Genomic DNA, 15,757 nt, shown 5'->3' with positions numbered 1-15,757 from the left:
TTGTGCCGGGGGCTTTCATTTCCTATTTTTTTACTTGCAATCCCTTTTCCTCGGGGTGTTCAACCACATGCTTAAGGATGGAGAGTTTGTTATCCCAGAATCGGTCATAAAATGAAAGCCACTCCTTCAATTCGCTCAAAGGCTCTGGCTGAAGCCGAAAGCGTTTCTCTCTTCCTACCTTCCGCCCGCTGACCAACTCGGCTTCGGAAAGAATATGAAGATGCTTGGCGATCGCCGTACGGCTCATCGGAAAATGGGAGGTGATGGCCGAAATGGGTAATTCCCCTACAGTAAGCAATTGCAGGACTTTCCTGCGAGTGGGGTCCGCCACGGCTTGGAATACATCATATTTTTCTGTGGAAGAAGACACTTAGCCTTCAACTGCCTTTTTAAGTTTTTCATGAACAATCTGATCCCATCCATATGCCATCCTATCGCGGACGACCGAGCTTTTTTCATTCGCTTTCGGCAGGATCGATTCAGGCTGCTTCCACCCGCCATGGATGAGGGTGAATTCGGTTTTGCCATCATGCTCTTTTAAATGGAATGAAACGATCCAACCATCAGTATCCCATGAGAAAGAGAGCCGGTGGGGGGCATCTATCTCCAATACCTTACATGGAGAGGGACCAAACGGTGATTGTACATGGAACTCATGTCCCACTTTCGGCTGAAAATCATTTGGCATGAACCATGAAGCGATTCCCTCGGCAGTCGATACTGTATCCCAAACCTTTTGGATCGGTGCTTCAAGCATGACGGTCTTCTTGACATCTTCTAAAGCATGTTGTTTGTCCATAGTGACTCTCCCTTATCGATGAAATAAAACCATTCGGTTTTGTTTTAACAATTATATAAAACCATTTGGTTTCATGTCAACGGCGACTATCGGAGCTTCCGGCATTTAGTTCCCTAATTTTTTAATTTGGTTTGCCAAGCCCGTGATTTGATCGATGGTTTGCATAATCTCTGAATCTTCCAATGCTTTAGGGTCAAGTTCGCCCTTTTCAATATTATTCAAGTATAATTCAATTCCCTCTGATAACTGTTGATTGGAAGCGACGATTTTTTCATGGATCGTTTCGGCGATTTGAGGTGGCTCGATTGCATTGAATTCTTCAATATTCGTTTTCATCTGTTGCAGTTCTTTTTCAAGGTTTTGCCTTGCTTCTGTATTTGTGACGGCATTTTGGGCAAGTGCTGGTACCTCATTGGCAAATTCCTTAACCGTATTAACATATTCCGTTGCATTATCTGCATATTCCAAGGATGAATTGACTTCCCCCAAAAGCGAGCACCCGCTTAATGTAAGAATGGAAAGAAGAGCGATTGCGATCATTTTTTTCATATGTGCCTCCAATGTGATTTTATCGTGTCGTTCAAATCGGTAAGAATCTTTTTTTATAAATGGCTGCGATCGAATTCAATATGAATCCCGGTATTTTTTTCGGGAAAAATGACTTCGAATAGAAAAGGTGAAAGGCGCTTTTCAAATCGTGCCACTGTTTGCAGGATTTAACTTGCTTGAACCTGGCGACATCAATGATCTTCACCTTTTTTTCGGAAGTGATGAAGATATTCCTTAAATGGATATCCGAAGGGTTCAATCCTTCTTTTCTTGCTAATTGCAGAGCATGGTCAATTTCCTCGATGTTTTCTTCCGTTATGGGAATCCCTAACGTCAAACATTCAAAAAGGGTATTGCCCTCGATGAGATCGATGACGAGATAATTAAAACCGGCAGCATAAAGAGTTGGATAATAATCAATGGATTGAACGGTTTTGTATATTTCGGCTTCCACTTTAGCTGTTTGAATTTGGTCCGGGAAAAACACCTTTAGCGCTTTATTGGTGGAATGTATCCGGAATACATAAGCGCTGCGGCCCTTTCCGATAAGGGTCAGGGATGGGGCGGCATCAATCAATGAATACTTTTTATCATTGGAAATCTTGACGCTTGCGGCTAAATCAGTATAGTTCTGCATACTATTCACCTCTAATGTGCAATTTTGGGATCAAAAAAAGACGGTATAACCGATTATTGGTCATACCGTCTTTTAAAAAAATCAAAAGACCTCACCAAATAATCGGCAAGGTCTTGCAAACAACTGGAATCAGTTGCCAATAAAGCCGAGGATATAATCCTGTACTGACGACTTTATTGTATAGCTACTCCCCTTAACAGAAGGATTCTTATCAATATATATGGTAATTATATAGTTTATGACCTTAACCCGTCAAATATGAGGATCGAAGGGATAACCTGGCTTTTATTTTTCATGTGTGAGGGATATCACTTAATTAATTATTTTAGTATATCATATGTGCATAACCAGGCTTTTGATGGACGTTACCATATGAATATGTTTCAAATATTACTATAAAGTTACTTTAATGACTGTTAGTTTACTAATATGTTAAAACCTAAGTGATTACCCTATGAATCTAAAGAAATATGTTATATTTTTAACGAATAAGTATATGTACCTATATTATTATACTGATATTAACCGATATTTAAATAAATGTTAGAAATATAATGCTTTAGTAGGGAGAATGATATGAAGAAATTAATTATACCAACTTTCTGTTTTGCAGTATTGTCGACAGTCGCTTTCGAAGAAAAAATATCTGCAGCTCCACTACATGCAGAACAGACGAATATTGATGCACATGTAATGTATGTAAATGTAAGTTCCGGTTCGCTCAATATGAGAAAAACGGGAGCGGAGAATGCGGGCATAGTTGCCAAGCTTTCTAAAGGGACACAAGTAACGATTTATTCGGAATCCAAGGGTTGGACGAAGATCAAAGCCAATGGAAAGGACGGATATGTCAGTACAAAGTATTTATCGGCAACGAAGCCCGGGGTTTTAACTAAGTCTGCCGTAACTGTAAAGACGGTGACAAAATATGTGAATGTTAGCACGGGTTCGCTCAATATGCGAAAAAGCGGGGCGGAAAGTGCAGCATTAGTAACGAAGCTGACAAGGGGCACGCAAGTAACGGTGTACTCGGAATCCAAAGGATGGGCGAAAGTCAAAGCCAATGGGAAAGACGGTTATGTCAGTGCTAAGTATCTTTCGGCAGCGAAGCCAAACCAGGTGACCAAGTCCGCCGTAACGAGTAAAACGGCGACAAAATATGTGAATGTCAGCACGGGTTCGCTCAATATGCGAAAAAGCGGGACGGAAAGTGCAGCCGTAGTAGCGAAGCTAACAAAAGGCACGCAAGTAACGGTGTATTCGGAAGCCAAAGGATGGGCAAAGATCAAAGCCAATGGAAAAGATGGCTATGTCAATGCAAAGTATCTTTCGGCAACGAAGCCTGGTCAGGCAACCAAATCTTCCGTAACGAGTAAAACCGCTACGAAATATGTGACGGCAAGTACGCTCAATATGCGGAAAAGCGGTGCCGTAAGTTCAAGCATCGTCACAAGGCTTTCAAAAGGGACGCAGGTGACGGTGTATTCGGAAGCCAATGGATGGGCGAAGGTCAAAGCCAGTGGGAAAGACGGCTATGTAAGCACCAAATATTTGTCCGCGGCCAAGCCAGGAGCCGGATCCACGGCAACTGTTCAAAAAACGTCAACGAAATACGTGACGGCAAGCACGCTCAATATGCGAAAAAGCGGGACGGATAGTTCAAGCATTGTCGCGAGGCTATCAAAAGGGACGAAAGTGACGGTTTACTCGGAAGCCAAAGGCTGGGCGAAGGTCAAGGCCAATGGAAAAGACGGGTATGTCAGCACCAAATATCTATCGAATGCAAAGCCGGTGACGGACACGAAACCAGCGGTCCCTGAAAAAACGACGACGAAGTATGTGAATGCAAGTACGCTCAATATGCGAAAAAGCGGCAGTGAATCCGCAAGCATCGTCGCCAAGCTTTCAAAGGGAACACAGGTAGTGGTATATTCGGAAGCCAAAGGCTGGGCGAAGGTCAAGGCCAATGGAAAGGACGGTCATGTAAGCACCAAATATCTATCGACGACAAAGCCGGTAACGGACACGAAACCAGCAGTCCCTGAAAAAACGACGACGAAATATGTAAATGTCGGCTCAGGAATGCTCAATATGCGAAAAAGCGGCAGTGAAACCGCAAGCATCGTCGGCAAGCTGACACATGGCACGCAGGTAACGGTATACTCAGAATCCAAAGGGTGGGCAAAGGTCAAGGTCAACGGGGTGGAAGGATATGTAAGTACATCCTATCTAACGGCGACAAAGCCGGTAACGGGCACGAAACCATCAATTCCTGAAAAAACGACGACGAAATATGTAAATGTCAGCTCAGGAACGCTCAATATGCGTAATAAGCCATCAGAAAACGCATCGGTCGTTGTAAAATTGGCAAGGGGTGTAGAGGTAGAAGTTATCTCGGAATCAGATGGCTGGTCCAAAATTAAGGCGTATGGCGGAGAGGGTTATGTCAGCACGCAATATTTATCAACGGAGAAACCTGGTGCCACACCGGAGAATCCAGGCGGAGAAGAAACGACGATCACCAAGTATGTAAGTGTGAATGATGGCTCCAGTTTGAATATGCGCTCAGGTGCATCGGCGACCGCTTCAATCATTGCCAAGCTTGTAGATAAAACGGCGGTAACCGTGTATTCCGAGTCTGGAGGCTGGTCACGGGTCACGGCGAATGGAAAAACGGGTTATGTTAGCACGCAATACCTATCAGCCAAGGCACCAGAGGGTCCAGGAAGTCCCAATGAATCGATCATCAGGGTCGATAAAGAGTACAATCTTACAATGGAAAAAATGGTTGAAATTCAAATGAAGGCTAATGCGCAAACAGATAAAGTGTATAAAACCTACATACGTGAGGATGGCCTGTCAATCATCAATTCAACCAAAGGGACCGTTAAAGGAACCGGATGGCGTGTCAGGGGCGGAGCTGGCCCGAATTATTGGGTAGTCGGGGATGTAAGCAATAATCAATCATTGACCATTAAATCAAAAGTGAAAGGCTCTGACGGGTACTACTGGTACGAAGTGAGCTATAACAAGACATGGGTTAATGCTAGTCCGGAAGACATAGAGTATAACCTTAATCCGAATAATTTCGTCAATGATCCAGTTCATTCGTATCAATTCGTGAAGCTCTCCCAAGTTACCAATATGAATGTTTCCGAAGTGAATGATAGAATCCTTTCAGGTAAAGGCATTCTGCAAGGACAAGCTGCGACCTTCACTTCCGCAGGAGTAAAGTATGGCGTGAATGAGATTTATTTGATTTCTCATGCCTTGCTGGAGACCGGGAATGGCACTTCACCTTTGGCAACAGGAGTGAAGGTGAACGGGAGAACGGTCTATAATATGTATGGAGTGGGAGCTTTTGACGGTACAGCGGTAAGCAGCGGTGCTCAATATGCATATAATGCCGGCTGGTTCACACCGGAAGCGGCCATTATCGGCGGCGCCGAATTCATAGCGAAGGGCTATATTTCCGCTGGACAGGACACGCTTTACAAAATGAGGTGGAACCCTACCGCAGCAGAGAAATATGGCTATGCTTCACATCAGTATGCCACTGATATTGGCTGGGCAACGAAACAAGTGAAACAGATTTATAACTTGTATAGTTTATTAGATTCATATAAATTGACGATCGAAATTCCTAAATATAAGTAAAATACCAACAAAAAAACACATGAGTCTTCCTCATGTGTTTTTGCTTCTAAAAAAGCTAAACGTAACATATCACGAGTTGCTTAGCGCATCTCTTTCAATGATCTCCTTGACGACATCCTCGATCGTTACGGCGCCCAATGCTTTTTCCAAGGCAAGTTCAGCAACTGAAAAAAGCGGCTCTATCGCGCTCTGTATATTTCTTCCCACAGGGCATGCTGGGTTAGGATTTTCATGTACGCCAAATAGTTCTTTATCGTGCGTCACATTAACGGCTTTGTAAACATCGAGTAAAGTAATATCTGACAGCCCCTTGGCCAATGTCGCTCCAGCAATGCCAGGCCGGACATTCACCAAACCGGCACTCTTGAGCATGCCGGTAATTTTCCTGATTAAGGCGGGGTTGGTGTTGACACTTTTTGCAATATAATCAGAAGTGTTAACGACTTCTTTATTAATTTCTAAAAGAGATAATATATGGATCCCTACGGAAAAACGGGTACTGATGGACATCTTGTTCTCTCCTTTAACAACTCGATTCCTATATAGTATAAAACATTTAACATGTAATTCAAGTAGTTACAAGTTATAATGATCATGAATCACATTCGCCGCCATAAATAAAAGGATCGTTAAATTGACAAACCATCATGTGAAACTTATATTATAACACGTAAACGAGTCAGTTACAGGTATGCGGCAAATGGAAAGGGGGAACTGAAAGCGGCCTTAATGGAGTCCAAAGGACCTGTATAAGGAATGTTAAAAAACAATAATAGCTATGGAGGTTCATGATGTCTAATAAAAATAATAAGAAGCAAAAACAATCATCTGCATTCACGTTTTGGATCATCGGGTTGGTCGCTGTCATCATTATCGGGTTCATTTTCTTGGCTAACGGTAAAAAAGAGGATACAGCGGCTTATGAAATCGATTATGAAGCACAGCCTTATGTAGGAGATGAATCGGCCCCTGTGAAAATTGTTGAATTTGGTGATTATAAATGTCCAGTGTGTAAGACCTTCGAAGAGAACTTCTTTCCATCGATCAAAAGTGAGCTGGTCGATACAGGAAAAGCGCAATTTTATTTCATGAATTATTCGTTCATTAACGTCGATTCCACTAGATCCGCTAAATTTGCTGAGAGCGTTTATCAGGAATTAGGAAATGAAACGTTCTGGAAGTTTCATGAGCTTTTATTCAGTAAGCAGCCTGATGATCATAAATATGAAAAAGAAGATATATTCACCGATGATTTTTTGGAAAAGACCTTGAAGGAAATCGCAAATGAAGCGGATGTGAAAAAGGTGGTTGCCTCCTTTAAAGCAGGCAAATCCGAGGAACACTGGAACAAGGATATGAAGACTGCCGAAGAATTAGCTGTATCAGGCACACCTTCCTTATTCGTCAATGGCCAGAAGTTTGAGGGAAATACGATAGATGATCTGAAGAAAATGGTTGATGAAGCAGCGAAGGGCAAATAGTCGATGAACAAGTCGCTATTATTCGCTTGGATATTATCCATCATGGCCACTGCGGGAAGTCTCTATTTCAGTGAAATCCTTCATTATGTACCTTGTACTTTTTGCTGGTACCAAAGGATCTTGATGTACCCGCTAGTTATATTATTAGGACGGGCCTTCTATGAGCAAGACCTGAAAATCCATCGGTACATCCTCCCCTTGTCGATTTTGGGGATGCTGGTTTCAGGATACCACTATTGCCTGCAAAAGATTCCAGCCCTGCAGCAATTCGAAATGTGCCAAAGCGGTGTCCCTTGCTCAGTCGATTATATAAATTGGTTAGGGTTCATCACGATTCCGTTTTTGGCCTTTATTGCCTTCACCCTCATTACAATATGCATGGCATTACTAATGAGCAGCAATCGGAAGAACGAAACAGCAGCATGAAAAGCGCACCATTCTTTGTGGAAATGATTTCACAATGAATGGTGCTTTTTTAATGAACGAATACTAATGGAACGGCACAGCAACGGAAAACACGATATATCTGCTGAACCGAAATCAGTTATATATCGACGAAACTCCGCAATATATCGACGAAACCCCGCAATATATCAACGAAATCCGCGATATATCGACGAAACTCCGCAATATATCAACGAAATCCGCGATATATCGACGAAACTCCACAATATATCAACGAAAGATTTTTCAAAAAGCATTTGACAAAAGAAGTGGTTGTAATTTATATTATTACATGTAACTAATTTGATTACATTTAAGTGTTTAAACCATTAAGGGGAGGAAATTATAATGAAGATAGCTATCATAGGTGCAAGCGGAAAAGCTGGAGGCTTGATTGTAAACGAAGCTAAAACTAGAGGACATGAAGTGACGGCTGTGGTCAGGGATGAAGCGAAAGTCCAGGATTCAGGGGTATCCATACTTGTTAAAGATATTTTCGACATCCAAGCGGATGATTTGAAGCAGTTCGATGTGGTTGTGAATGCTTTTGGTGCAGCTCCAGGGAAGGAACATCTGCATGTGGAGGCAGGGAAAATCCTTATTGCTGCAATGAAAGGCGCGCCTCACACTAAATTGATCGTTGTTGGCGGTGCAGGCAGCCTTTTCGTTGACGAGGCGAAAACGACACGTGTGCTGGATACGCCCGATTTCCCTAAAGAGTATTTTGCCACGGCGTCTAATCAAGCCAAGAATCTGGAGGATTTACAGCATGCAAGCGGCATCCATTGGACATTCATCAGTCCATCCGCCTTCTTTGATCCGCAAGGGAAAAGAACAGGGCAGTATGAACTTGGTAAAGACAATCTGCTCGTAAACTCAAAAGGCGAAAGTTATGTGAGTTACGCCGATTTCGCCGTGGCTGTACTTGACGAGATCGAGAATCCGCAGCACATCAATCAACGTTTTACCGTTGTCGGCGAAGCGAAGTAATTTAAAACGGACCTGACCGTCGCCCCGCTGTCTCCTGGATGCATGTTTTCCATGAGACAGGGGGCGATGTCCAAGTTCACCTGATTCCCCTCCATGAAGCATCCCCAACCCAATCCATTCTATTCCAGCATAGCAACCCGACACGAGCAAAGTATTTTTCTGTTTATGATATTGACTGTTGTCCATTTATTGCTGATAATATAGCGAAGAAAGTCCCATGAACGGCTTTTTTATTTCGTGAGTTTTTAGTAGAAATATCTGGATTTTCCGATAGGAAACTAGAAAGAAAGAAGGACTATGTGAAAATGGATTGGAAACGTTCTTATAGCTCTTGGGTGAATTATGAAGCCCTTGATGAGGAAATGAAGTCATTACTTACAAAGATGCAAGATGATGAAAAAAAAGTGGAAGATGCGTTTTACAAGAACCTGGAATTCGGTACAGGCGGCATGCGCGGGGAAATCGGTGCAGGCACGAATCGGATGAATCTTTATACAGTCCGCAAAGCGACATTGGGATTGGCGCATTATCTCCAGGAAATCGGCGATGATGCAAAGAACAGAGGCGTGGCAATCGCGTACGACTCACGCTTCAAATCCCCCGAATTTGCCTTGGAAGCGGCCAAGACCTTGGCTACACAAGGGATAAAGGCGTATCTATTCGATGAGCTAAGGCCGACGCCGGAGCTATCCTTTGCCGTTCGTGAGCTGAATGCCTATGCTGGGATCGTGATCACGGCCAGCCATAATCCACCCGAATATAATGGTTATAAGGTGTATGGACCGGATGGCGCCCAGCTTCCACCAGCCACGGCGGATAAGGTGATTGAATACGTCAATGCGATTGAAAATGAACTGACCATTGCGGTGAAGGATGAAGCGACCTTAAAAGCGAACGGTCTTATTGAGATGATCGGTGAAGATATCGATGCTGCCTATAATGAAAAATTACTTACTGTACCAGAAAACAAGAGTTTAAGTGAAGAAGAGGATGTGACGGTCGTATTCACGCCGCTTCATGGTACGGCAAATAAATCGGTCAGACGGGCCTTGCGAGATCTTGGTTACGACAAGGTACACGTTGTAAAGGAGCAGGAATTGCCTGATCCCAATTTTTCGACAGTCAAATCTCCGAATCCTGAAGAGCATGCAGCATTCAAGATGGCAATCGAATTGGGAAATACGGTATCTGCCGACCTTCTGATCGCTACCGACCCTGATGCAGATCGACTCGGAATCGCGGTTAAAAATAAAGCTGGCGAATATGTGGTGCTTACAGGTAATCAAACAGGCGCACTCATATTGGATTACCTTTTAAGAGAAAAGCAAGCAAAAGGGACGTTGCCTGAAAATGGCGTGGTCTTAAAAACGATCGTGACTTCGGAAATCGGCCGTACCATTGCGAAAGAATATGGATTGGAAACCGTTGATGTATTGACCGGTTTTAAATTCATCGCTGAAAAGATCAACGAATATCAGGAAAGCGGCCAGCACACCTTCTTATTCGGTTATGAAGAAAGTTATGGCTATTTAATCAAGGATTTTGCCCGAGACAAAGATGCGATCCAGGCAGCCATCCTTGCGGTTGAGGTTTGTGCTTACTATAAACAGCAGGGAATGGATCTATATGAAGGATTGATCCAAATTTTTGAAAAGTACGGATATTATTTGGAGGGACTTCAATCATTGACGCTAAAGGGAATCGAAGGGGCTGGGCAAATCCAGGGGATTCTCGATCAATTCCGTCAGGATCCTCCAAAGCATATAGCCGGTAAAGCTGTAGTGGTCCAGGAGGATTATCAAAGCGGCAGGAAGCTGGCGATGGACGGTAATACCGAGGAAGTGATCGATTTACCCAAATCAAATGTAATCAAGTACTTCCTTGAAGATGGAACCTGGGTCTGCTTACGGCCATCGGGGACAGAACCAAAAATCAAATTCTACTTCGGCATCCAAGGTGAAAAGCTGGAAGAGGCGGAATTGAAACTGAAGCATGTGATGAATGCCTTTATGGAAAAAATTAACGCGATCATTAAAGGCGCGTAAGGCAGCAATATTAATGAAGAAAATGAGGCCTTTTCCCGATGTTCATTCAGGGAAAGGCCTTTTTGCTTGGTGCTTGAAACGTCATCTTCTCCCCAATATTGAAAATATGGTTGAATATGGAACTTAATAGGTTTTTAATTTTATAGAAATTGGTATATAATATGTTGATGTGCAAGTATTTTTAATTGACGAAAATATTTACAAAAAACGAGTCTATGTTACTATGAATATTGTATATAGTAAACTAAGTAGTCTTATGGATAGATTTAAAAAGTTATGACGGAGGAGCTACAAAAGTATGAAAAAAGTTAAAAAGGCGATTATACCTGCAGCGGGATTGGGAACTAGATTTTTACCTGCTACGAAGGCAATGCCCAAAGAAATGCTGCCAATAGTGGACAAGCCAACCATTCAATATATTATAGAAGAAGCCGTGAAATCTGGAATTGAAGATATTATCATTGTCACAGGGAAGAATAAGCGTGCGATCGAAGATCATTTCGATAACGCCTATGAGCTAGAGAACAACCTGCGGGAAAAAGAAAAATTCGACCTATTGGAGAAAGTGCAATATCCCTCTAACTTGGCCAATATTCATTACATTAGGCAAAAAGAACCTAAAGGTCTTGGACATGCTGTATGGTGTGCACGGAACTTTATCGGGGATGAGCCATTTGCCGTCCTTTTAGGTGATGATATCGTACAAAGCGAAGTGCCTTCATTGCGTCAATTGATCAACGAATACGATGCAACTGGCTCGTCCATCATCGGAGTGCAGCCAGTGGATGAGAACGAAACGCATAGGTATGGCGTTATTGACCCGGTTACACAGGAAGGCAGAAGATACGAAGTGAATCGTTTCGTTGAAAAACCGAAACAAGGAACGGCGCCTTCCAATTTAGCCATTATGGGAAGATATATCCTAACTCCGGAAATATTCGATTTCCTGGCTAGGCAAGAAACAGGGGCCGGCGGCGAAATCCAGTTGACGGATGCCATCCAAAAATTGAATGAAATACAGAAGGTTTTCGCCTACGATTTTGAAGGTAAACGCTATGATGTGGGAGTAGTGGATGGCTTTGTCAAGACGACCATCGAATTTGCGCTGCAGCGTCCTGAGTTAAGAGATGACATCATTAAGGAAATGGAAAATATACTCAAGATGCACAGGACTGCAACCAAATAGACCTTCATATAGGATTTAAAGCAAAAAAGCCGGCAATACTAGGCTTTTTTCAAATTATCCACTTTCTGAATCAGAGATGCCATCTCCATCAAGCTAGCCTGTGTGACCAGTAATGGTCTGATCGGATTCATGTTGAAATGTATTCGATCAGGCATCTCAAAACTTTATTATTACAGTCACGGGCAAGTTTGATTTGTTATGGAGTGGATTGTCCCATATTAAGAGTTTTCTTCTTTTCCGTGCTTCATTTTTACAAGGTTTAATAGATTTATTTCTGATATTGATGATCAATTCATAAAAGGGGTTGCCTGTTTAGTGAATAAAAAGGTATTAAAAAGAAGAGCTGAGTTCCTTTTACAGCCTGTTACGAACTTCTTCTTAAGGGAAAATCATAAACGCGTAATCAATTACGCGAAATATTATGAAAAGTTAAGTGTAGAAAAAAACACCATTTTGTATGAGAGCCGCGATGGTAATAGTATGACCGACAGTCCATATGCGATGTTTACTTATATGATAGGAAATCAAGATTTCAAGGATTATCTGCATATTTGGTCCATTCAGGATTTTGACATCCTCTCTGGGGTGATTGCGAAGTATAAGGATATGCCTAACGTTAAATTTGTTCAACGTAATTCAAAGGAATATTTAAAATGTTTGGCCACAAGTGAGTATTTAATCAATAATTCGACGTTCCAATCTTTTTTCATTCCAAAAAAGGATCAAGTTTATATCAATACATGGCACGGGACACCGCTTAAGAGCATGGGCTTCGATATTCCTGGAAACCCTTCTATATCTCAAAACGTCGTCAGGAACTTTTTAAGTGCAGATTACATTTTGAGCCCCAATGCCCATACGACGGACATGTTTACGAAAAGCTATAAATTGAACGGCTTGTTTAAAGGGGAAATCATTGAAGCGGGATATCCGCGGATTGATATGACCTTGAATACGAACCCGGAAGAGTATATGGGGTATTTAAAGACACTTGGTTTGGCCCTTCAAGATGGCAAGCAGAATATTTTATACGCTCCTACATGGAAAGGGACGAACCTTGCCAAAGTGGATAATGATATCCTTCAGATTATAGCGGATATGAATGATTTAGGAGCTCAAGTCGGAGAACAATATAATATATTGATTAAGGTGCATCCTTTTCTTTATAAAGAAGCAGCCAAGCATGCGGATATCACGGACAGATTAGTGCCGGATTATGTGGATACGAATGAATTGCTTGCTGCAGTCGACCTGCTCATCACGGATTACTCCAGCATTTTCTTCGATTACCTTGTAACCGATAGGCCGATCTTATTCTACACATGGGATACGGATGTATATTCGGAGCAGAGGGGCCAATATTTGAAAAATGATGAGCTTCCAGGACCGATGCTCTTCAATGCCAAGGAATTGGTACAGGCCGTTAAGGACATTGAAGATGTGAAAAAGAGCTATGCAGATAAATATCATAAAATGAAGCAACAATTCACGAATTATGAGGATGGGAATGTAACAGAGAGAATTGTTCATAGTATTTTCAATAACTCTACGAAACATCTCAACACAATTACCGGTCTAGATTCCTCAAAGGAAAAAATCCTGATTTATCCAGGCGGTATGAGAGATAACGGGATCACATCCTCCTTTATCAATTTAATGAACAATATTGACTATGATAAATATGATGTCACCTGTTTTACCGCGACGCCCAACTCCCAGGAAGCCTTGAAAAACTTGAATAAAGTCAATAAGAATGTGCGTTTTCTCTTTAAACCAGGCCTGCCTGTTTATAATTTGGGGGAAGTGTACAAGGATAAATTCATTCATAACAGGGGGGAAAGAGGCTCCTTAGGGAAAAAGCTTTACCCGGAAGAGGCTTATATAAGGGAACATGCCCGCCTGTTCGGGAAGACCCAATTTGATTATGTGATTGATTTTAGTGGATATAGCCATTATTGGGCAAAATTCCTCCTTGCTGCCGATTCAAAAAAGAAAGTTTGTTATATGCATAATGATCTACTTTCCGATAGTGAGCGGGTAATTAATGGGAGACGGCCTCACCGCATTAACTTGAGAGGGCTATTTTCCGTATACCATCGTTTCGATAAATTAGTCAGTGTATCTGAGGGGACAATGGAATTGAACCGAAATAACCTTCTTCAATATGCAGATTATGAGAAATTCGATTTTGTCATGAATTCCATCAATCCCGAGAAAATCCTTCAAATCAAGACCGAGGAAGCTGCACCGTCGATCACTGATGAAGAGGCTTCGATTACGACCGAGAATTTCAAGGCAAGAGCAATATTGAGGGATGTCAGGAATCATCATGCCTGGAATATCCTTCCTGGTAATTCGAATGCGTTTCAATTCGCTTTGGAAGAGCGGCTTGAAGATGCCGAAATCATGATTACGCGAAAAGCCAAGGGTAATGAAGCTACCTATTATAAATTCAGCTTCAATAATCAAATCATCGGCTGGATCAACGAAGATGCAGTGGAGTTCTTGCCAGACAGTATCATTTACGAAAAGGATCTGGATAAAATCGCGAAACTAGTAAGGCCAAGAGGAAACTTCATCTGGTCGCAGCCATACAAGGTTGAAGGAACATACAAAGTCTCCGGCAGCCATGATTTTAAAGGGATACTCGTGAATGTCGATAAGGAAGTAAAAACCCAGCATTCGATCTATAGCAGAATTTCGATAAACCAGACGGAAATCGGTTGGGTGGATAATTCAGCTTTATCCATGCAGGAGCAGTGTACAATCACTGAAGATATGAGTGAAATGGACAAGCTGCAAATCATGCTGAAACGAAAGTATATGCTGGCGCAAAACTATAAAAAATATAAAAAATTCCTTGATAAGCTCGATAACCGGACGCTGAAGGAAGTAAATACGAGTGCCCAGAAGTATGGGAAGATAATGAACCCGGAAGATCATACTATATGGACGAAGGCTTATCCGAATTACAAAGCCAAAAGGGTAGGCAAGGCAGCGGAGTTCGAGGGGCAAACCGTTAAAATCACCAAATACAACAGAACAAGAAAGGGTGGCTACTACCTTTTCGAATTGGACAATAAAAAAATTGGCTGGTTAAATACCAGTGCCTTTGAAATGATTGATGAGCCTGTCGTGTTAAAAGAACGGGAAGTGCATGGCATGGCGGAAATCAAGCTAGGAAATTATAATATCTTTAATAAACCTTACGGGTTATTGGATGCGATGGTCGTTCCAGAAGGGCCGAGCTTTGATGGATGCCTTGTCGAGTTCGATAAAGAAGCCGTTACCCAGCTTGGGACCTATAATCATTTGGTGAAGGACGGTAAATCACTAGGCTGGCTGGACCAACAGGCGCTAATCGTACAGGAAGTCCTTGGATTGGAAGTGAATAATCACTTCGTCCCATATCCTAATGAAAATGATTATAATTTTGTTAACATGGGAAGGCTTTCTCCTGAAAAAGGTCAGGATAACTTGATTCATGCTTTCGCAAGCTTCCACGAGAAGCACAGAAACAGCAAGCTGTATATATTAGGTCAAGGTCCTTTAAGGGAAGATCTGCAGGCCATCATTGATGAGTTGGAGCTGAATCATTCCGTCCACCTTTTGGGGCAGCTCGAAAATCCTTTTTCATTCATGGAAAAATGTGACTGCTTCGTTCTGTCATCACATTATGAAGGGCAGCCTATGGTTTTACTAGAGGCGATGACGTTAGGGATGAAAATCATGGCAACTGATATAGTCGCGAACCGGACCGTTCTGGAGAACGGCAAATATGGGCTGCTTGTTGAAAATAGCATAAATGGACTTGAAAAAGGGTTATCTACGATGGCTAATAATGCTGAATCCAAACCGGAAAAATTTGATTACCATCAATATAATGCATTAGCCATGGAAACCTTCAAGAAATGCCTATAACATATAAGTAAGTAATCCACGCCTAATGAGGCAGATGAATCCGAATTA

12 protein-coding genes are annotated in these 15,757 nt (G+C 42.2%); 7 read left to right on the top strand and 5 right to left on the bottom strand.

Going from position 1 to position 15,757, the window contains the following annotated elements; translation table 11 throughout:
- Positions 1-22 precede the first annotated feature (22 nt).
- From ABE28_RS20260 to ABE28_RS20245, 4 genes are all read right to left on the bottom strand, one after another.
- A complete protein-coding gene (locus ABE28_RS20260) occupies positions 23-370 on the bottom strand; it encodes an ArsR/SmtB family transcription factor (RefSeq protein ID WP_064462723.1) in 348 nt (115 codons plus the stop codon).
- Positions 371-799, bottom strand: a complete 429-nt coding sequence (locus tag ABE28_RS20255; protein ID WP_064462724.1) for an SRPBCC family protein — start codon at positions 797-799, stop codon at positions 371-373.
- A gap of 105 nt (positions 800-904) precedes the next feature.
- Entirely contained in the window at positions 905-1,348 is a 444-nt protein-coding gene (locus ABE28_RS20250) for a DUF6376 family protein (RefSeq protein ID WP_064462725.1), read from the bottom strand.
- A gap of 31 nt (positions 1,349-1,379) precedes the next feature.
- Positions 1,380-1,985: a protein kinase family protein gene (locus tag ABE28_RS20245; protein ID WP_064462726.1), complete on the bottom strand. Its 606-nt coding sequence runs from the start codon at positions 1,983-1,985 to the stop codon at positions 1,380-1,382.
- A gap of 576 nt (positions 1,986-2,561) precedes the next feature.
- On the opposite strand from ABE28_RS20245, the gene ABE28_RS20240 reads away from it, so the two are divergent.
- Entirely contained in the window at positions 2,562-5,642 is a 3,081-nt protein-coding gene (locus ABE28_RS20240) for an SH3 domain-containing protein (protein ID WP_064462727.1), read from the top strand.
- A 69-nt stretch (positions 5,643-5,711) separates the two neighbouring features.
- Here the strand turns inward: ABE28_RS20240 and ABE28_RS20235 are convergent, their stop codons facing one another.
- Positions 5,712-6,152, bottom strand: a complete 441-nt coding sequence (locus ABE28_RS20235) for an Rrf2 family transcriptional regulator (protein ID WP_064462728.1) — start codon at positions 6,150-6,152, stop codon at positions 5,712-5,714.
- A 278-nt stretch (positions 6,153-6,430) separates the two neighbouring features.
- Between ABE28_RS20235 and ABE28_RS20230 the strand changes: the two genes are divergently transcribed.
- The 6 genes from ABE28_RS20230 (at position 6,431) to ABE28_RS20205 (ending at position 15,709) form a co-directional block, all read left to right on the top strand.
- Entirely contained in the window at positions 6,431-7,123 is a 693-nt protein-coding gene (locus ABE28_RS20230; protein ID WP_083232169.1) for a DsbA family protein, read from the top strand.
- Between the two features lie 3 nt (positions 7,124-7,126).
- The gene (locus tag ABE28_RS20225) at positions 7,127-7,549 is read left to right on the top strand and encodes a disulfide oxidoreductase (protein ID WP_064462730.1); all 423 of its coding nucleotides are present in this window, start codon (positions 7,127-7,129) and stop codon (positions 7,547-7,549) included.
- A 366-nt stretch (positions 7,550-7,915) separates the two neighbouring features.
- Positions 7,916-8,557 (top strand): NAD(P)-dependent oxidoreductase, encoded by a 642-nt coding sequence (locus tag ABE28_RS20220; RefSeq protein WP_064462731.1) that lies wholly within the window; start codon positions 7,916-7,918, stop codon positions 8,555-8,557.
- A 305-nt stretch (positions 8,558-8,862) separates the two neighbouring features.
- Positions 8,863-10,602, top strand: a complete 1,740-nt coding sequence (locus ABE28_RS20215; protein ID WP_064462732.1) for a phospho-sugar mutase — start codon at positions 8,863-8,865, stop codon at positions 10,600-10,602.
- Between the two features lie 298 nt (positions 10,603-10,900).
- Positions 10,901-11,788: a UTP--glucose-1-phosphate uridylyltransferase GalU gene (galU, locus tag ABE28_RS20210; RefSeq protein WP_064462733.1), complete on the top strand. Its 888-nt coding sequence runs from the start codon at positions 10,901-10,903 to the stop codon at positions 11,786-11,788.
- Between the two features lie 315 nt (positions 11,789-12,103).
- Positions 12,104-15,709: a CDP-glycerol glycerophosphotransferase family protein gene (locus ABE28_RS20205; protein ID WP_064462734.1), complete on the top strand. Its 3,606-nt coding sequence runs from the start codon at positions 12,104-12,106 to the stop codon at positions 15,707-15,709.
- The last annotated feature ends 48 nt before the right edge of the window (positions 15,710-15,757 follow it).

This window comes from Peribacillus muralis (assembly GCF_001645685.2).
GTDB classification, from domain to species: Bacteria; Bacillota; Bacilli; order Bacillales; family DSM-1321; genus Peribacillus; species Peribacillus muralis_A.
Note: the sequence above shows the minus strand (reverse complement) of the source record. Positions and strands in the feature narration are given on the sequence as shown.